The following is an 18,315-nucleotide window of genomic DNA, read 5'->3' as shown; positions in this document are numbered from 1 at the left end:
GCAACAGCGCGCATCATGCGGAGGCGGCCGGGCGAGGCAATCCTCCCGATGCCGCACGATGGCGCCGCCGCAGGGACTGAGGCACATAGGGCGAATGTGGGGGGATGCGATCAACGCGAGTGGAGGCGGAGGCTGAGGGCCGCCGGCGTCGGCGAGGATCCCGATGCGGCGCTCGTCGCGGGCGCGGTCTCGGGCGATCGCGACGCCTTCGGCCTGCTGCTCGAGCGCCATTACGACCGGATCCACCGCCTGGCGTGGCAGCTGACAGGTTCCCGGGCCGATGCCGAGGACGTCGCCCAGAGCGTCTGCTGCGCCCTGGTCGAGCGGATCGCCAGCTTTCGGGGCGAGGCGAGGTTCGCGACCTGGCTGTGCGGGATCACGGTCAACGCCTGCCGGGACCTCCATCGCCGCCGCAGATCGTTCGGAGGCCTGACGCGGCAGCTCGCGGTGATGGCCGGGCTGGCGCGCGGGCCGGACGGCCGCGACATGCACGACGCGCTGTGGGTGAAGAGCGCGATCGCCCGGCTGCCGCCCGCCTATCGCGAGACCGTTGTGCTGGTCGCCGGCGAGCAGCTCACCCACGCCGAGGCGGGCGCGATCCTCGGCGTCGCGGAGGCGACCGTCTCGTGGCGGATGCGCGAGGTGCGGCGGATGCTCGCCGACCAGGGGCGCGAGGACGCATGAGCGCGCTCCACAAAAAATCTTCGGGGCCACCCAAGGATCTCCCGGCGCGGCGCGTCGAAGGGAGGAGCGGACGATGATCGCCGCTGCAACCGAGGAGAACATCATGCCCCGTTTGTGCCAGACACTCGCCACCGGCCTGGCCCTCGCGCTGGTCGCGTCCTGCGCCCGCGGCGACGAACAGGTCGCTTCATCGGCCGAGCAGGCCGCGCCGGACGCCCTCGCCTCCGAGTCGGAGATCGTCGTCACGGGAACGCTCCACAGGAGCGCGCCGATGACGTCGTCGAACGCGATCACCGTCGTCGACGCCGCAAGAATGGCGCGGCCGTCCGCGCCCCCGCCGCCGCCACCCGTCATCGCGCAGGGGATGTTCGCCCCCAAGGGCGAGCCGGTGCGGCCTTATTATCAGGACGTCGGCCGGGACAAGTTCGCCGCCGCCGCGGAGAATGCCTTCAAGGTGGTGCGCGAGGAGCCGGTCTCGACCTTCTCGCTCGATGTCGACACCGCCTCCTATTCGTTCGTCCGCGCCTCGCTGAACCAGAACACCATGCCCCAGCCGGCGGCGGTGCGGACCGAGGAGATGATCAACTATTTCCCCTACGATTACCCGATCGCGCGGAGCGCCGACCAGCCGTTCAGCACCAGCGTCGCGGTGATGCCGAGCCCGTGGACGCCGGGGCGGCAGCTCGTCCGGATCGGCGTCAAAGGCTATGAGATCGCGGCGGCGACCCGGCCGCGCGCGAACCTGGTCTTCCTGATCGACACGTCGGGATCGATGAACGCGCCGAACAAGCTGCCGCTGGTCAAGCAGTCGCTCGCGATGCTGCTCGACCAATTGGGCGGCGAGGACCGGGTGGCGATCGTCACTTATGCCGGCAGCGCCGGCGTGGCGCTCGAACCGACCCCGGCGAGCCGCAGGAACGAGATCCTGGCGGTAATGGACCGGCTCGGCGCGGGCGGCAGCACCGCCGGGGGAGAAGGGATCCGCCAGGCCTATGCGCTGGCACGGCAGAATCTCGACCCGAAAGGCGTCAACCGCGTGATCCTGGCGACCGACGGCGATTTCAACGTCGGCATCACCGACCCGAACGAGCTCAAGGGCTTCGTCGAGCGCGAGCGGGGCAGCGGCGTCTTCCTGTCGGTGCTCGGCTTCGGCATGGGCAATTACAACGACGCGCTGATGCAGACGCTCGCCCAGAACGGCAACGGCGTCGCCGCGTACATCGACACGGCGAACGAGGCGCGCAAGACGCTGGTCGAGGAAGCGAGCTCGAGCCTTTTCCCGATCGCCAAGGACGTGAAGATCCAGGTCGAGTTCAACCCCCGGGCCGTGGCCGAATACCGGCTGATCGGCTACGAGACGCGGCTGCTCAATCGCGACGATTTCGACAACGACAAGGTCGACGCCGGCGACGTCGGATCGGGGCGGACGGTGACCGCGCTGTACGAGGTCGTGCCGATCGGAGGGCCGCGGGCGATCGGCGACCTGCGCTACGCCGAGCCGAAGCCGGTGCCCGCCGGCCCGGCGAGCGAGCTCGGCTTCATCAAGATCCGCTACAAATTGCCCAAGTCCGACACGAGCCGGCTGATCTCGGTGGCGATCGATCGGCGGGTGCAATACGCCCGCTTCGAGGACGCGCCGCAGGACGCGCGCTTCGCGGTTGCCGTTGCCGGCTTCGCCGAGCTGCTGCGCGGCGGCCGGCACACGGGCGCGCTCGGCTATGACGACGTGCTCGCGATGGCGAATGGCGCGCGCGGCAAGGACGAGTTCGGCTATCGCAGCGAGTTCGTCCAGCTCGTCCGCGCGGCGAAGAGCGCCCGGTCGATGGCGGCGCTGGCGCAATGAGGGCAGGGAGGGCCTCGCGGCGCTGCGGCGGCGCCCTCCTCCCCCGGTCGGGCGATCGTCGCTTCGGCCGGGCCCGCATTGGCTCTATAGGTGGTCGAATGTCGCCGCCTCTCCCTCCCTGCTCCGGCGCCGGCCGCACGCCGGCCGCCCTTCGGGAGCAGTGAATGGACCGGGACGAGGATCTCGCCGGCCTGCTTCCCGATCCGCCGCCGCCGCGGCCGGCCGGACGCGAGGCGGCGATCGCTCTGGCGCTGCGGCGCTTCGACGGCGACGACTCCCCGGCGACCGCGGTACCGCCCCGCCGCACGGCGGACTCGGGGCTGCGGCGAGGCTGGCGGCCGCTGGCCGCCGCGGCCTCGGTTCTGCTCGTCGCGCTGTTCAGCGTCCAGATCGCGCTGCGCACCCCCGGCGGCCCGTGGAGCGACGTCGACCGCCCCCCGCCTGAGGCGGCGAGGCCGAGCGATCCCCAATACCCTAATCCCGAGGCAGAGCCGCCGCCGCGCTGCACGGGAGCCGAATGTGCAGGCGCTCGGGCGGCGAGTCCCGCCCCTGCCGTCGAGCCCCCCGCCAAGACCAGCGGCGCGGCGGCTGCACCGTCGGCGGCGGTCCGTGCAACTCCGGGCGAGAGCCCGCCAGCGCCCGTCGCCCCCGCTTCCGATTTCGCTCCGCCTCCGCCCCCACCGCCGCCGGCTCCCGCGCAGGCGCGGAGCCCCGCGGACGCCGAGCGGGAGGCGGTCACCGTCACCGCACGCCGCGCAGCCGGGGCGGCCAGCAAGAGCTCCGCGTCGCCGGTGACGGTGATCGCGGAGGAGGCGCTCGGCGACGAGCAGATCGTGGTGACCGGGACGATGCACAGGAACGCGCAAGCGGTGAACCGGCGCGGCGACTGGAATGCCTGCACCGTCAACGATCCGGCCCAGAGTCTCGAGGCCTGCAAGGCTGCTCTCGGAACGGGGGCGAAGGGCGCGCGAGGCGAGGCCGCAAGCCATCTTTCCGCCGGGCTCACACAGGCATGGCAGCAGGATTGGCGCGGCGCGATCGCCGCGTTCGACCGGGCGATCGCGCTGCAGCCGCGGCTTGCCCTCGCTTATCTCAATCGCGGCCTTGCCTATCAGCAGATCGGCGATCCCGACCGCGCCGCCGCCGATCTCGACCGCGCCGTGCGCCAAGGCCGCTCCGCCCGCGCCTATCACAATCGCAGCGTGCTGCGGAGGATGCGCGGCGACGTCCGCGGGGCGGACGCGGACGCAGCCCGCGCCGAAGCGCTCGATCCGCGCTACCGCGCCCTGGCCGACTGACCAGGCCCGCCTTTCGCCCGATTGACCGCAAGCGGCTCTTCTGCGCCTATTCCGTTCCAATGGAGACCGCCGGGGGGGAGCTCAAAAATCGGTTGGCGGTGCCGGGGCTCGCGGGAGCCGCCGGTGCCTGCATCGTCGCGTCCCTGTTTCCCGCTGCGCCGGACACGATCCTCAAGCTGTCCGCGCTCGCGCTCCTGCTCGCCGCGGCGGTCGCAGCGTGGCGCGGACCGCAAGGCTCGGACGCGCCGCTCGAGGCGGTGCTGGAGGCGGAGGCGCGGCAGCGTGCGATCATCGACGGCGCCGGCGAGGCGATCCTGGTGATCGACGAGCGCGCCACCATCCTGACCTTCAACCGCGCCGCGGAAAGGATGTTCGGCTACGGCGCCGAGGAAATGATCGGCACCAGCCTCGAGCGGCTGATGACCGAAGGCGGCCGGCGCGCGCATGCCGCCTATCTGGCGGCGAACGGCGTCACGGCGATGGTCGAGGCGGCGCGCCTCCGCTCGGTCCACAAGGGCGTGCGCAAGCGCGGCGACGTCTTCCCGTTCGAGCTGACCATGACCGAGTGGCAGGACGGCGGGCGCCGGCTGTTCACCGGGGTGATGCGCGACGTCACCGATCACGAGCGCAACGCCGATGCCCTGCGCGAGAGCGAGGCGCGGTTCGTGGGCCTGTTCGAGAACAGCGCGCACCCCTTGTTCATCTTCGCTCTGTCCGGCGGCGGCGAGTTCGTCCTCGAGACGATGAACGAGGCGGCCGAGCGCTTCGCCGGCCTCTCCCGCTACGCCGCGGGCGGCCGGACCCCGGAGGCGCTGGCCGGAGCCGACGCGCGCGAGCTCAAGCGGGCGCTGCTCGAATGCCTGAGCACCGCCGTCGCGGTCCGCGGCGCGATCCGCTTCGCCGGCGAGAACGACCCGGCAGCGCTGCCGCTGACCTTCACCCCGATGCGCAGCGCCTCGGGCGAAATCCGCGCCGTCCTCGCCACCGGTGACGTCACCGCCGTCGCCTGATCTGCCGGGCGCCTGGCACCCGGCCTGTGTCGATCAGGCCGCCGCGGCGAGCGCCGCCGCGGGCCGGCGATGCGCGGCGAGGCAGGTGAGGACGCTCAGCACGACGAGGACGAAGGCGGCGGCCTCGAGCGGGGTCGGCAGGCGCTGCTCCCAGAGGAAGCCGTAGACCAGAGCGAACAGGGTCTCGAACAGAATCATCTGTCCGACCAGGGTGAGCGGCAGGAGCCGGCTCATCCGGTTCCACAAGGCATTGCCGCCGATCGACGCGAGCAGCGCGACCGCGAGCGAGACGCCGGCGAAGGCGGCCCAGTCGCCCGGCCCGTTGCCGCGCGCGCCGAGCAGGAACGCGGCCGGCGCCAGGATCAGCGCCTGCGCGCCGGTGACGATCCCGATCAGAAGATTCCAGTCGTGCGCCGAGACGCCGCCGAGGCGCACGAGCCAGCGGCTGTTGCCCACCGCATAGGCCGTCCACGAGACGAGCGCGCCGATCGCACAGGCAAGGCCGGCGAGCTGCGCGCCAACGGAGCCTGCGCTCGGCGCCGCGATCGCCTGCCAGCCGATGCAGACCGCCCCTGCCGCGCAGAGCAGGAGCGACGGTGCGAGGCGGCCGAGCGGCACCGCGCCGGAGTCGCGGCTGCCGATGATCGTCACCGCGACCGGCAGGAATCCGATGACGAGCGAGGTCATCGCGATACCGCCGGTCTGCACGGCGCTCGACAGCAGGATGTAGTAGAGAGTGTTGCCGGCGAGAGCGAGCCAGGCGAGCGCCCGCCACTCCCGCCCGCCGAGCTTCGGAAGAAGGAAGGCGAGGCGCGGCGCGATCAGCACGGCCGAGATCAGTCCGAAAGCGAGATAACGGCCGACGGTCAGCTCGAGCGGCCCGAAGCTGCGGACGAGCTCCGGCGCGAGGAACACCAGCCCCCACAGCGCGCCCGCACCGATCCCGCAGGCGACGCCGCGCGCCGTCGGGCTGCGCCCCGCCCCGCCATCCGCCGGTCCCTGCTCCCGATCGATCATGGCGGCGAGGATTATCATCATCGAAGCGAGCCGTGCGCTCTTGATTGGCGCCCGAGATGCAACAAAAACTCGCGAATGATCCAGAAGCGCCCCCGCTCCGCCGCCGCCCCCGACGCGTTCGATCGCGCGATCCTCCGGATCCTTCAGCGCGACAACAAGACGCCGCAGCGGACGATCGCCGAAGCGGTCAACCTCTCGGCGGCGGCGGTGCAGCGGCGGATTGCCGCGCTCGAGGAGGCGGATGTGATCACCCGCAATGTCGCGATCGTCGATCCGGACGCTCTCGCGCTGGCGATCACCGCGATCGTCGAGGTGCAGCTGCGCGACGAACGCGCGGCGACCGTCGACGCGGCCAAGGCGCTGTTCCGCGACACGCCGGACGTCCAGCAATGCTATTTCGTCACGGGAGGCGTCACCTTCGTGCTGATCATCGTCACACGCGACATGCGCAGCTACGAAGCCCTCACCCGCCGGCTGTTCGCCGAGAACGAGCTGGTCGAGCGCTACCGCACGCTGATCGCGCTCGATCGGGTCAAAGCCGACACGGCCTTGGTGATTCCCTGACCCACGTACGTCGGTGACGGAACAGCGTCGCTTTCGTGACGAAGCCATTACAGCAACAATAGCGCATATTACAAAATCCGGTTGTCACAATAATATCATCGAACACCCCTAGCCGCAGCGGCGGAGGCGGACAGCAACAGGCGGTTCCGACCTTCTCGATCTTCGCGACTCTACGGGGGAATTATCGATGCCTGCCTTCAACTTGTTTTCCGCTTCGACCTCCAACGTGGCGTCGACAACTCGCGCATGCCGCGGCAGGCGCACCCTTCTGCTCGCGGAAGCGGGCCTGCTGCTGGCGTCATGGTCCGCGACCGCGAGCGCTGAAGGCGCAAAGGAGGCTGCCGAGGAGCTGTCCGGCACGATCTCGCGCGCCGCCGCAACGTCTGATGACGGCGAAGCGGCGCCGGTGGAGGTGGCCGCAGCCGAGATCGGGAGCGTGGACGATCAGCTCGGTGAGATCGTCGTCACCGCGACCAAACGTGCGACCAACCTCCAGGACACGCCGATCGCGATCTCGGTGATCGGCGAGCAGATGCTCGAGGATCGCCGCGCCCAGAGCCTTCTCGACCTCACCGACGGCGCCGTACCGTCATTGCGCGTCGCCACGTTCGAATCGCGCCAATCGGCGCTGACGGTCGGGATTCGCGGCATCGTGCCGTTCGACGCGAACCAGACTGCCCGCGACCAGGGCGTCGGGGTCTATATCGACGGCATCTATCTGGGTCGCCAGCAGGGCCTCAACGCCGCGCTGTTCGACATCGAGCGAATCGAGGTGCTGCGCGGGCCGCAGGGCACCTTGTTCGGCCGCAACACCGAGGGCGGCGCGCTCAACATCGTCACGCGTGCGCCCACCGGCGCGTTCGGCGGCCGGGTCTCGGGCGGCGTCGGCAATTTCGGCAGCTACAATGCCGAAGCGCATATCGATCTGCCCGCGTTCGCCAACCTCGCGTTCAAGCTGGACGGCCTCGTCCAGCATCAGGGCGCCACGACGAAGAACCCGCTTCAGGGGGAGAAAGGCTGGAACTATTATCACCGCGTCGGCGGCCGGGCGGCGGCACGCTGGCAGCCGGTCGACGGCCTCACCGTCGACCTTTCGTACGACAGGGCTCGGGACGAAAACACGCCTTTCTACAGCCAGCTGATCAACTTCAATCCCAATGGCTACAACGTCGGCAGCTACGGCGGCACCAGCGGCACGCAGCTTCGCTTCAACAATGCCCCATGCAATGTCGTCGTCGCCGGCACGCTCACCAATCCGTGCATCGCACCGCTCTCGCCGCTGGTGGTGGTGAGCGGCGACCGACGCCAGAAGGAGGCCGAGATCGGCGTTCCGCAGCAGCCCAGCGTCGACGAGACGCAGGGGCTCACGGCTGCCATCCGCTACGCGCTTACCCCCGATCTCGAGCTGCGCTCGATCTCCGGCTGGCGCGAGGTGGAGACCCACCAGTTCGACAATTCGGGCGGCGCGCACCGCACCACGTTCGTCCCGAACGCCAACTTCAGCCGTTACAGCCTGTCCGAGCTTTCCCAGCGTCAGTGGAGCCAGGAATTCCAGGCGGTCGGCAGCGTCGCCTCGCTCGATTACGTGCTCGGCCTCTATTATTTCACCGAGAAGGTCCGCGAGACAGCGGCCACGCCGACCACCAATCGCTGGAATTCGGCCGGCACAGGCTACACGATCAACAGCCCCGACGTCCTGCCGCCGATCAGCTCGTCCAATCAGGGATGGCAGCGCGAGGACTGGTTCGTCGCGCGCGACAGCCAGGCGACGGCCAAGAGCTATGCGGTCTTCGGCCAGGCGACCTGGACTCCGCCGGGCCTGGAGGCGCTCCACGTCACCGCCGGCGCACGCTACACCTATGACAAGCGCGACGGCGCGCTGACCGTGTTCAACAACGTCGCGGTGAACTTCCCCTTCCGCTATCGCGAAGGACGGATCGATCCGATGGTCACCCTGGCCTTCGACGCGGCGCGCGATCTCCATCTCTACGCCAAATATGCGACCGGCTTCCGCGCCGGCGGCGCCAACAGCCGCTCGCAGACCTTCAGCGCATTCGGCCCCGAATCGGTGGATTCATTCGAGCTCGGTGCAAAATCCGAGTTTCTCGATCGCCGGGTGCGGCTGAACGTCGCCGCCTATCTGATGAATCGCAAGGGCACGCAGACCGACTTCGATTTCGTGGACGTCCGGCGCACCCTCGCCGACGGCTCGCCGAACCCGAACTTCAACCGGCATTATGAAGAGACGGCGAACGCGCCGGGGACTTCGAAGATCAAGGGCTTCGAGGCCGATTTGACGGTCCAGCCGATCGACGAGCTCCAGCTTTCGGCGAGCTACGCCTATACCGACATCAATGTGCCGCCGACGGCGAACCCGTTCCTGCCGGGCAACCCCCTGTTCCAGGTCTATACGGTGTTCACGCCGAAGCACGCGGCATCGGGCGCGATCGACTATGAAGTGCCCGCCGGCTTCGCGGACGCGAACATCCGCCTGCACCTCGACGCGAATTACGCCGGGCGGCAGTACAGCTTCCAGTCGGAGCCGGTGCGGACGGACTCGAGCTTCATCGTCAACGGCAGCCTTGCGCTGACCGACATCACGATGAACGACGGCGAGGCCCAGCTCCGGCTGGCGCTTTGGGCGCGCAACCTGCTGAACGAGACGCACATCTACCGGCGCTCGGCGGCCAATTCCTCACCGGTGATCGACTCGATCACGGGCATTCCAAGCTACAGCGGCGTGCTCGGCGATTATGGCAACCTCAACGCGCCCCGCACCTTCGGCGTGGAGGCGCGGATCAGCTTCTGACCGCCCGCATAGGGTAAGGAGATGCGAGGGGCCGCACGGGATGGTGCGGCCCCTTTGTCATCAAAGCGTCATCCGCACGTCACCTGCCCGACGCGGAGGCGCGCCACATCCGTCCTCGGCGAGACGAGGAGCGACGCACGACATGGCAGCAACGCGACCAGCGGCGATCGACGACACGCGACGCGAGAGGAGCAACCCGGCCCGCGACAGCGTCGAGGCGCTCGTCGACCAGGCCCAGAGGCGCGGTGCCTCGCACGTCCACCTCGTTCCCCGGGCCGACGGAGTCGCCGTGCTGATGCGGGTTCGCGGCGCGCTGATCGAGCATCTGCTGCTCGACCCTGGGGAAGGCGCGCTTCTCACCGCTGCGGCCCGAAGGCGCAGCAGCACGGAGGAGGCGATCCGATGCACGGCGAGCGGCGACGGTGCGCGGATCGTCATCCGCGTCGATCCGCGTCCGGGGCGGAAAGACTTGCTCGCCGGCCTCGGCATGCCGCAGACCGTGGAGCAGGTGCTCGCCGACGCACTCGATGGGGCCGGGGGCCTCGTGCTCTTTGCCGGTACCGCCGGATCGGGCCTCTCCACCTCCTTGCAGCATGCCGTCGCGGCCAGAGACGATGGCATCCGCGCCGTGCTCGAGGCACCCGGGCAATGCGGGGACGCGGTGCTTCGCGACCTCCTCGCGCTCGATCCGGACGTCCTCGCCATCGACGGCCTGGCCGATCCTGCCGCCGCGACGGTGGCCGTCGAGGCCGCACGGGCCGGGCGGCTGGTGCTCGGCGCGATCCGCACCGCCGGCGCGATCGCCGCGATCGCCGCGCTGAAGGCGATGCGTATCGCACCGTTCCACATCGCCTCCGTGCTCCGCCTCGCGATCGGCCAGCGGCTCGCGCCGAGGCTGTGCGCCGACTGCGCCGAGCCCGTCCAGGGCGACAAGGCCGTTACGGCGCGGCTCGGCTTCGAGCCCGGGACCATTCTGCACCGGCCCAAAGGTTGCGCGCGCTGTGCGTACAGCGGCTATCGCGGTGTGACACCGTTGTTCGAAGCCGTCGTGATCGACGATCCGATCCAGCTCCTGATCGATCGTGGTGGCGACGAGGCGGTGATCGCCAGTCACGCTTTCCGCGAGACGCGGAACCTCGCCTCGACCGCGCGCGCGCTCGCGCTCGACGGCACGATTACCGCTGAGGAGGCCATCCTGATCTCCCGGCCGCCGGATCAGCCCGCCCGGCCCCTCGCGGACGCAGCGCCTGCCCGGGAGGGCGGACGATGACCGGCTTCCGGCAGGAATTCGCGCCCGCCGCGGCCGCAGTCACATGGCTGTCATCCTATCCGCGCAGAAGCTGTGGGGGACTATTCGCGGAGGGCGGCATGAGCGGTGTCGGCACGCATATCGTCAAGGCGTTCAACGAGGACCTGGCATCGTTGCGCGGCGACGTTGCCGCCATCGGCGGCCTCGCCGAAGCCGCCGCGTGGGATGCCGCCGAAGCGGTGATCAAGGGCGATCCGGACCGCGCGGCCCGGTGCCGGGAGGCGATCGCATTGCTTCTGCGCAGCGCAGCGGCGGCCGAGAAGAGCGCGCTGTGCGTCCTCGCCCTGCGAGCACCGGTCGCGGGCGATCTCCGGCAGATCATGGCGATCCTCAAGATCGTCGCGCTGCTCGAGCGGACAGCGGCGCAGTCGCTGAGCATCGTCGCCGCCATCCCGCAGGTGACGAGGCCGCTGCCCTGCCCCAGGGGGTTCGGCAACCTTGCGCGCCTCGCCCGCGATGGGATGCGATGCGCGATCGACGCGTTCGTAACGGGCGACGCTTCAGCTGCGGAGACGCTTGCCGCCCTGGCCAATGACTCCGAGCGGCTTCATCTCGCCCTTCTGGAGGAATGCGTCGCCGAGATGCGGCTGGACCGTGGCGCTGCTGCCAGCGCGGTGGCCGTGCTGCTGATCTCGAGAAGCTTCGCACGCATCGCCGAACATTCGGCCGCCATCGCCGCGGAGGTTTGCGCCGCCGCGGCCGGAACCGCCTTGGCGCCAACCGCCCTTCCGCCCCTTTCCTTCCCGGAGCAGACGAATGCCGCGTAAGAAATTGCTGCTGCTGGAAGACGACCTCGGGCTCGCCCAGCTGGTCCGGTGGCATTTCGAGCGCGAGGATTTCGACGTCACCCAGACCGCCAGCGGCGAGGAAGGCCTGATCCTCGCCGAAGAGCTGGAGCCCGACGTGATGATCCTCGACTGGATGCTGGAGGAACTGTCCGGCCTGGAGGTCTGCCGAAGGCTGCGGCGGGATGCCCCGACCGCCAATCTGCCGATCATCATGCTGACCGCCCGGGGCGAGGAGGCGGATCGGGTGCGTGGTCTCGAGACCGGAGCAGACGATTACGTCACCAAGCCGTTCAGCCCCAAGGAGCTGGTGGCCCGCGTCAACGCGGTGCTTCGGCGCGTGCGCCCTGCCCTTTCCGGCGCGACCCTGCGCTACCACGACCTCGAGCTCGACACGGCCAATTACAAGGTGCGCCGCTCCGGCGGGCCGATCAGCCTGGGGCCCACCGAGTTCAAGGTGCTGCGGCACCTGCTCGAGCATCAGGGGCGGGTGTTCTCGCGCGAGCGGCTGCTCGACGCCGTCTGGGGACAGGATGCGGTGATCGAGATCCGCACCGTCGACGTCCAGATCCGCCGGCTGCGGCTGGCGCTGAACGCTCATGGCGGCAAGGAGCTGATCCGCACGGTCCGCGCTGCCGGCTACGCCCTGGACGCCGGCGATTGAGCCCTCGTCTTCGCCTCAGCCAGCGTCAGACGACGGGCGCTCGATCGCGACCGCCATGCAATCGGGCGCGGCGCGAGTCGGTGGACGCGACAGGCCTATGCGCCGACCGCGCCGACCAGGTCGGCGACCTGCTGCGAGTGATTCGGCCGGTTGCCGCCCGCTGTGGGACAATCTGTCCACTTTCCACGGCCTTGCCATGAGCGTAGGCGCGATCAAACGGCGTGCAAGTCCCGCGCGACGCGGAGTTCATGATGACCGACGAGATTGCCGAGGCGGAAGCCTGGCCGAAGCTGCCCCCTGTGCAGACCGGGCTCCGCGGGCGCTGCCCGCGCTGCGGGAAAGGCCATCTGTTCGCCGGTTTCCTGAAGCTCGCACCCGGCTGCGAGGTCTGCGGGCTGAGCTACGACTTCGCCGACCCGGCGGACGGCCCCGCTTTCTTCGTGATCACCTTCGGCTGCGTGCCCGCCGTCGTGTTCGCCGTCATGCTGCAGATCTGGGTGGACCCCCCGATGTGGGTGCATTTCGTCACCAGCCTGCCGTTCCTGGTGATCACCTGCGTGCTGCCCCTCCGACCGCTGAAGGGCTGGCTGGTGTGCAGCCAGTTCTTCTACAAGGCGCGGGAAGGACGGATCAGCGGCACCTGGCGGCCCTATGGAGACGAAGGCCCGGAGCTGAAGTCCGAGCCTCATCCCTGGTGAGCCGATGAGGCCTATGGGGCCGGCGCCCGCGACAGGCGCCGGCCCCTCCCCGTTACGAGGCGCGCGATCTGCGCATCAGCGCCGCGAGGCGATCCTTCACCGCGAGGCGCAGCTTCTTCAGCCGCAGCAGCTTGAAGCTGTCCGGCCGCCGGCGCCGCATTTCCTTGCTGATCGCGTCGTCGAGGCTGCGGTGGATGAGGGTCAGTCGATAGGTTGCAGATGACATGATGTTTCTCCGGTTGATGGTCTGACGGAGCCGCATTGCGGCGGTCAGCCCGCCGGAGGGGCGCGTGCCCGATAGGGTGCGGCTGCCCGGCCGGGCAGGCCGGCGAACGCGCCGGGCGTGAATAGTTGGCCGGGCCGCGTCGCGAGACGCTCGACCACGATGTTCGGCGAGGGCGGCGGCCCGAGCGAATCCGCATCCGCCGGTGCGGCATCGGTCCAGAGGCGGTTGCCCTGATCGCTGCGGAGCAGCGAACGCGCCGGCCCGCCCTGTCGAAGCGCGTTCGGCCGCGCCAGCGGATCGCCGGCGGCCGGGACCGTCCCCGGTCCGCCGGCCAGCATCAGGCCGAGCAGGATCAGGAGCGCGGCGAAAGGGCTCTTCCGCGCGGCGCGCGAGGAGCGCGCGGGCTCGGCGCAGGCGGGTTGCGCCGCAGCCTGGCGTCGAGGGGCGCCCACCCGTCTCACCGCATCCACCGGCCCGCGCGCGTGTCGTAGCGCCTGAGCAGCGCCGTGGCCTCACGGGCGAGCGCGTCGGCGCGATCGCGATGAACCTCCGGGAAGAGGACCGACCAGGTCGCGCCGCCATGCTCCACCCAGGTGCCGCACCCGCCGGCCGGGCCGGTCGCGCGCCGGCAGAGAACGAGCGAGCGGCCGTCGCGTCCATAGGTCACGTCGTGGCCGGCATGATCGTTGACCGAGAAGATGTGCGGCACGCCGGTCCGGTCGCGCCGCCCCGTCGCGCGCGCATCGTGGACGATCTCGAACGGGCGGTCCACGGGCCTGATCCGGACGAACAGATGCGGATCGCGAGTGTGCGCGGACAGCTCGCCGGGCGGAACGACATAGGTGCGGCCGGCGACGGCGACCGCCTGATCGTCCGGCCGATGGAGCAGCACGCCGGCGCCGGCGAGGGCGGCGGCGGCCGCGAACATGCCGGCGAGGAGGCCGGGGCCGAACCAGCGGGGCGGGTCTCGTCTCGATCGGCGCATCGCTCTCTCTCTCCTAGGCGGGAACCGGGGCGGGAACGGGGGCAGGCCGGGCGACGCTGGACAGATCGAACATCCGCCTTGCGGTCTCCCGCTCGCCCATCACGACATGATCGGCGCCGAGCCGCTCGAGATGCGCCACCTCGGCATCCGAATGGGCCCGGGCGACGACGGTCAGGGCAGGATTGAGGCGCCGGGCCCGCTCGGCGATGGCGCCGCCTTCGAAACCCTCGGGGATCGCGATCAGCAGCCTGGCGGCGCAATCCAGGCCCGCCGCGCGGAGCACCGCCTCGTCGGTCGCATTGCCCCGCACGACCCGCAGGCCGGCGGCCGTTGCCTCGCGCGCCACGTCCGGCTCGTCCTCGACGACGACCAGCGGCCGCCCATCGGCGAGCAGCCGCGCGGCGATCAGGCGGCCGACCCTGCCGTAACCGATCAGCACGACATGCTCGTCGCGGAGGCGCTGCATCCGCTGCTCCTCGGGGCTCGGCTCCGGCGTGGCCGAAGCCGGGCTGCGCCGCGCGAGCAGGGCGAAAAGGAAGGGATTGGCGCAGATCGACAGGATGGCGGCGGCGAGGATCAGGTCCCGCCCCTCATCGGGAAGGATGCCGAGGCCGGTGCCGAGGCTTGCGAGGATGAACGAGAATTCGCCGATCTGCGCGAGGCTGACCGAGACCGTGGCTGCCGTCCGGCCCGGGTGCCCGAAGGTGCGGACGATCGCGAAGGCCGCGAGCGACTTGCCGACGATGACGATCCCGACGGTGGCGAGTAGCGGCAGGGGCTGCTCGGTGAGGACCGCGGGATCGAACAGCATGCCGACCGAGACGAAGAAAAGGACGGCGAAAGCGTCGCGCAGCGGCAGCGTCTCCTCGGCCGCACGGCGGCTGAGCTGCGTCTCGCCGAGGATCATGCCGGCAAAGAAGGCGCCGAGCGCGAACGAAACGTCGAACACGAAAGCCGCCCCGAATGCGACCCCCAGAGCGATGGCGAGGACCGCCAAGCGGAACAGCTCGCGCGAGCCGGTATGGACCACCCAGTGCAGCAGCCAGGGGATCAGGCGGCGCCCGACGATCAGCATCAGGGCGACGAAGCCGGCGACCTTCAGGAACACGCCCGCGACGGTGGCGACGATCGCCTGCCCTGCCTGGGCGTCCGACGCGGCGGCGATGCCGGCGACCACCGGCAGCAGCACGAGCGCGAGCACCATCGCCAGATCCTCGACGATCAACCAGCCGACCGCGATCCGGCCCCGCTCCGTGTCCAGAAGATTCCGCGCCTGCAGCGCACGCAGCAGCACGACCGTGCTCGCCACGGAGAGCGAGAGGCCGAAGACGAAGCCGGCGAGCGGAGTCCAGCCGAGCAGCCAGGCGAGCGCCATGCCCATCACGGTCGCGGCGCCGATCTGGACGACGGCGCCGGGAACCGCGATGTTCTTCACCGCGAGCAGGTCTCGCAGCGAGAAATGCAGCCCGACGCCGAACATGAGCAGGATGACGCCGAGCTCGGCGAGCTCGCTGGCAAGGCCGGCATGGGCGACGAAGCCGGGCGTGAACGGCCCGACGAGAATGCCGGCGAGCAGATAGCCGACGATCGGCGGCAGGCGCAGCCGCTGCGCCAGGGCACCGAGCAGGAAGGCCACGACCAGACCTGCCACGATGGTTCCGATCAGGGGCGTGTGATGGGGCATGGTCGTTCCTTCAGCAGGCGCCGGCGCAGGCGGACACGAGAGTCCGCACGCGGCTCAGCGCAGGCCCGCATCCCCCAGCAGGGTGCAGGCGAGGACGATGATCAGCACGAGCGCCGCCACGACCAGATATTCCTTCGTCCCGAGGGAGAAATGATCGGAATGATCGGCGTGGAAGCGTCGCAGGTGCGGCTGCAGATCAGCGTGCGAGGTGACGAGCCATGCCTCCGCGGCCGGCCCCTTCTTGAGAAAGCGCAGGATCTCGGCGTCCTCGGCCGGCGTCACATCGGGATATCTTCTGAGAAGAGACTCGATGTGCACGCGCCGGTCGCGGGCGGGAGGATTCCGCTGCGCGATGGGCTTGTTCATTCACTCGATTCCTTGGCGGTGGGGACGACGCGTCAGGCGTCCGACGCCGCGTCCCGGGTTACCGTTGAGAGGAGATCAGAGTGAGGGAGGCGCGCGCGGAGCGAACGGCGAGACGTCCGCGCCAAGCGGGGCGAGGCGCGACGCCGACGGAGCGGCAACCGGCCCGGCCAGTGGCGCAAAAGCGACAGGCGAGAGGACGGCTGCGGGGGCGAGAGGAGGATCGTGCGGAGCCGCGTCGTCGAAGCGAGGCTCGTCCGCCGCTTTCAGCTGGGGCGACTTCTTGGCGGCGGGGGACCGGCTCGGCGCCAGCGAGACCTCGGCGGTCGCCGCGCTGAACGCCGATCCGGAGATCTTGTGGAGCGGGGAGCCGGCCGGAACGAAGGCGTGGGTGAAGATCGACAGGAGCAGGAGCCAGAGCGCCAGCCCGTGTGTCCTCGCCACGCCGTCGTCCAAGGCCCCGCGGTGCATCATCTCCGACAATCTAGGGCAAGCGCCCGCGATTGAAACCCCATTCGAGGCCCGGCGACGCCGTTTTGCGCCCGCCGGAGCGTCAGGGCTGTTCGCTTGCGGCCGCACCCTTCGTGCCCATCGCCGCGCCGACGGAGGAACAGACGATCAGGCCAACGGCGAGCCACTGGGGCGGCGACAGCAATTCGCCGAGCAGGACCATGCCCATCAGTCCGCCGATCGCCGGCTCGGCGCTGAGCAGCGTACCGAAGGTGTTCGCCGGCAGCCGCCGCAGGGCGATCATCTCCAGACCGTAGGGAACGGCGCTCGACAGGATGCCGACGGCGACCCCGAGCGCCAGGACCTCCGGGCGCAGCAGCGCCGTGCCGGCCGAGGCGATGCCGATCGGCGCCGCGAGCAGGGCGGCAATGATCATCCCGCCCGCCGCCGCAGCCGGTCCGTGGGCGTGGCCGGCGCGCTTTCCGGTGAGGATGTAGGCCGCCCAGCAGGCACCGGCGAACAGCGCGAGAAGGACGCCGCGCCAATCGAGCTGCCCGGCTCCGCCGCGTAGCGGGAGGAGCAGCAGCAAGCCTGCCACGGCAAGGCCGATCCACAGGAAATCGGCCTTGCGCCGCGAGGTCAGCAAGGCGACCGCGAGCGGCCCCGTGAACTCGATCGCGATGGCGATCCCCAAGGGGATGTAGGCGAGCGCCTTGTAGAAGCTGAAGTTCATCGCGCCGACGGCCAGGCCATAAGCGAGCAGCGACGGCCAGCCGGCCCTGAGGTTGATCCGCCACGGACGGAAGATGGCCGAGAGCACGGCGGCGCCCACGATCAGGCGGATGGCGGTCGCGCCTTCGGGTCCCACGGTCGGGAACAACCCCTTCGCGAACGAGGCTCCGCAGGTGACGGAGACGAGCGAGAGAAACAATGCGCCGCGGGCGGCGAGATCGACCCGCCGGGGCGGGGCGGCGGCAACGAGATGATTCATGGCAGGACTCGGGAAACGGTGGGCGCCGAGGTTTAGAGGCAGAGGCGGATAAACGTGCTCGATTTTGGTGCGGCGGCGATAATCTTTATCAGGTAGGGCCGGTGCGATGGCAAAGAACGTCGCCCTGGACGATTTCGACCTGAAGCTGCTCGAGCTGCTGCAAGCCGACGCCCAGCGGCCGGTGCCGGCGCTGGCCGAGGCGGTCGGCCTCTCGGCGCCGGCCTGCTACCGCCGAATCCGGCGCCTGCGCGAGACCGGCGCGATCGCGCGCGAGGTCGCCGTCGTGCGTCCCCGCACTCTGGGCTGGCCGCTCTCGATGATCGTGCTCGTCACCCTGGAGCGCGAGAACGCCCGCACGGTCGACGAGATGATGCGGGTGCTCGAGGCGGTGCCGGAGGTGGTCGAGGCCTGGAACGTCACCGGCGATCATGATTTCGCGGTTCGGATGGTCGCCCGCGACATGGAAGGCTATGACGCGCTCGCCCGCCGGCTGTTCGCGGCCGACGAACGCGTGCGCAGCTTCAAGACCCTGGTCGTCATACGTCAGGTCAAGGAGCGCAGCCCGATCCCGGTTGCCTGGGAGCGCTGACCGGCGCCTCCCGATCAGCCGGGGCTGGCGAGCTTCATCAGGACGAGGCCGCCGACGATCAGCAGCGCCGCCAAGAGGCGCATCGGATTGACCGATTCGCCGAGCATCACGATCCCGACCGCGAACGCGCCGACGGCGCCGATGCCAGTCCAGACCGTATAGGCGGTGCCGAGCGGCAGCGTTCGCATCGCCCAGGAGAGCAAGGCGAAGCTCACCCCCATTGCGGCGAGGGTGACGAGCGACGGTCCCAGCCGGGTGAAGCCTTCGGACTGCTTCATCGAAAAGGCCCAGACGACCTCCAGCAGACCGGCGATGATGAGGATAATCCATGCCACGGCAGCCTCCT

20 protein-coding genes are annotated in these 18,315 nt (G+C 70.1%); 11 read left to right on the top strand and 9 right to left on the bottom strand.

Annotated elements, in window-relative coordinates:
• Positions 1-96 precede the first annotated feature (96 nt).
• The 4 genes from E2493_RS02345 to E2493_RS02330 all read left to right on the top strand — a co-directional run bounded on the left by E2493_RS02345 (position 97) and on the right by E2493_RS02330 (position 4,835).
• Positions 97-684 carry an RNA polymerase sigma factor gene (locus E2493_RS02345; protein WP_225421091.1) on the top strand — a complete coding sequence of 196 codons (588 nt, stop codon included), beginning with the start codon at positions 97-99 and terminating at the stop codon, positions 682-684.
• 73 nt (positions 685-757) lie between these two features.
• Positions 758-2,527, top strand: coding sequence for a vWA domain-containing protein (locus tag E2493_RS02340; protein ID WP_225421090.1), 1,770 nt, complete (start codon positions 758-760; stop codon positions 2,525-2,527).
• 164 nt (positions 2,528-2,691) lie between these two features.
• Entirely contained in the window at positions 2,692-3,825 is a 1,134-nt protein-coding gene (locus tag E2493_RS02335) for a tetratricopeptide repeat protein (protein WP_135083313.1), read from the top strand.
• Positions 3,826-3,884: 59 nt separating this feature from the next.
• Entirely contained in the window at positions 3,885-4,835 is a 951-nt protein-coding gene (locus E2493_RS02330; RefSeq protein ID WP_225421089.1) for a PAS domain-containing protein, read from the top strand.
• A gap of 33 nt (positions 4,836-4,868) precedes the next feature.
• On the opposite strand, the gene E2493_RS02325 is transcribed toward E2493_RS02330, so the two are convergent.
• Complete coding sequence (locus E2493_RS02325) at positions 4,869-5,852, bottom strand: DMT family transporter (RefSeq protein ID WP_135083377.1); 984 nt, start codon at positions 5,850-5,852, stop codon at positions 4,869-4,871.
• A 75-nt stretch (positions 5,853-5,927) separates the two neighbouring features.
• Between E2493_RS02325 and E2493_RS02320 the strand changes: the two genes are divergently transcribed.
• The 6 genes from E2493_RS02320 (at position 5,928) to E2493_RS02295 (ending at position 12,681) form a co-directional block, all read left to right on the top strand.
• Entirely contained in the window at positions 5,928-6,416 is a 489-nt protein-coding gene (locus E2493_RS02320) for an Lrp/AsnC family transcriptional regulator (protein WP_135083310.1), read from the top strand.
• Positions 6,417-6,642: 226 nt separating this feature from the next.
• Positions 6,643-9,225: a TonB-dependent receptor gene (locus E2493_RS02315; RefSeq protein ID WP_225421088.1), complete on the top strand. Its 2,583-nt coding sequence runs from the start codon at positions 6,643-6,645 to the stop codon at positions 9,223-9,225.
• A 142-nt stretch (positions 9,226-9,367) separates the two neighbouring features.
• Entirely contained in the window at positions 9,368-10,495 is a 1,128-nt protein-coding gene (locus E2493_RS02310; RefSeq protein ID WP_167737339.1) for an ATPase, T2SS/T4P/T4SS family, read from the top strand.
• A complete protein-coding gene (locus E2493_RS02305) occupies positions 10,492-11,301 on the top strand; it encodes a phosphate signaling complex PhoU family protein (RefSeq protein WP_135083304.1) in 810 nt (269 codons plus the stop codon). The genes E2493_RS02310 and E2493_RS02305 overlap by 4 nt, the downstream gene beginning before the upstream one ends.
• Positions 11,291-11,983, top strand: a complete 693-nt coding sequence (gene phoB / locus E2493_RS02300; protein ID WP_135083302.1) for a phosphate regulon transcriptional regulator PhoB — start codon at positions 11,291-11,293, stop codon at positions 11,981-11,983. Before E2493_RS02305 ends, phoB begins: the two co-directional genes overlap by 11 nt.
• A 251-nt stretch (positions 11,984-12,234) precedes the next feature.
• Positions 12,235-12,681, top strand: coding sequence for a DUF983 domain-containing protein (locus tag E2493_RS02295; protein WP_135083300.1), 447 nt, complete (start codon positions 12,235-12,237; stop codon positions 12,679-12,681).
• A gap of 52 nt (positions 12,682-12,733) precedes the next feature.
• On the opposite strand, the gene E2493_RS02290 is transcribed toward E2493_RS02295, so the two are convergent.
• From E2493_RS02290 to E2493_RS02260, 7 genes are all read right to left on the bottom strand, one after another.
• The gene (locus E2493_RS02290; RefSeq protein ID WP_135083298.1) at positions 12,734-12,907 is read right to left on the bottom strand and encodes a DUF465 domain-containing protein; all 174 of its coding nucleotides are present in this window, start codon (positions 12,905-12,907) and stop codon (positions 12,734-12,736) included.
• Between the two features lie 44 nt (positions 12,908-12,951).
• Complete coding sequence (locus E2493_RS02285; protein WP_135083296.1) at positions 12,952-13,359, bottom strand: hypothetical protein; 408 nt, start codon at positions 13,357-13,359, stop codon at positions 12,952-12,954.
• Positions 13,360-13,364: 5 nt separating this feature from the next.
• A complete protein-coding gene (locus tag E2493_RS02280) occupies positions 13,365-13,892 on the bottom strand; it encodes a hypothetical protein (protein ID WP_135083294.1) in 528 nt (175 codons plus the stop codon).
• Between the two features lie 13 nt (positions 13,893-13,905).
• Positions 13,906-15,576: a YbaL family putative K(+) efflux transporter gene (gene ybaL / locus E2493_RS02275; protein ID WP_135083292.1), complete on the bottom strand. Its 1,671-nt coding sequence runs from the start codon at positions 15,574-15,576 to the stop codon at positions 13,906-13,908.
• 54 nt (positions 15,577-15,630) lie between these two features.
• A complete protein-coding gene (locus tag E2493_RS02270) occupies positions 15,631-15,942 on the bottom strand; it encodes a hypothetical protein (RefSeq protein WP_135083291.1) in 312 nt (103 codons plus the stop codon).
• A gap of 75 nt (positions 15,943-16,017) precedes the next feature.
• Positions 16,018-16,413, bottom strand: coding sequence for a hypothetical protein (locus E2493_RS02265; protein ID WP_135083289.1), 396 nt, complete (start codon positions 16,411-16,413; stop codon positions 16,018-16,020).
• A 79-nt stretch (positions 16,414-16,492) separates the two neighbouring features.
• Entirely contained in the window at positions 16,493-17,380 is an 888-nt protein-coding gene (locus tag E2493_RS02260) for an EamA family transporter (RefSeq protein WP_135083287.1), read from the bottom strand.
• A gap of 106 nt (positions 17,381-17,486) precedes the next feature.
• Here E2493_RS02260 and E2493_RS02255 point away from each other — a divergent pair, with 106 nt between their 5' ends.
• Positions 17,487-17,969 carry an Lrp/AsnC family transcriptional regulator gene (locus E2493_RS02255; RefSeq protein WP_135083285.1) on the top strand — a complete coding sequence of 161 codons (483 nt, stop codon included), beginning with the start codon at positions 17,487-17,489 and terminating at the stop codon, positions 17,967-17,969.
• A 14-nt stretch (positions 17,970-17,983) separates the two neighbouring features.
• Here E2493_RS02255 and sugE read toward each other — a convergent pair whose 3' ends face one another.
• Positions 17,984-18,304 carry a quaternary ammonium compound efflux SMR transporter SugE gene (gene sugE, locus E2493_RS02250; protein ID WP_135083283.1) on the bottom strand — a complete coding sequence of 107 codons (321 nt, stop codon included), beginning with the start codon at positions 18,302-18,304 and terminating at the stop codon, positions 17,984-17,986.
• Positions 18,305-18,315: the final 11 nt, after the last annotated feature.

The organism is Sphingomonas parva (ex Maeng et al. 2020), assembly GCF_004564275.1.
Lineage (GTDB): Bacteria > Pseudomonadota > Alphaproteobacteria > Sphingomonadales > Sphingomonadaceae > Allosphingosinicella > Allosphingosinicella parva.
The sequence above is the reverse complement of the archived record's forward strand: the minus strand, read 5'-3'. Positions and strand labels throughout refer to the sequence as shown.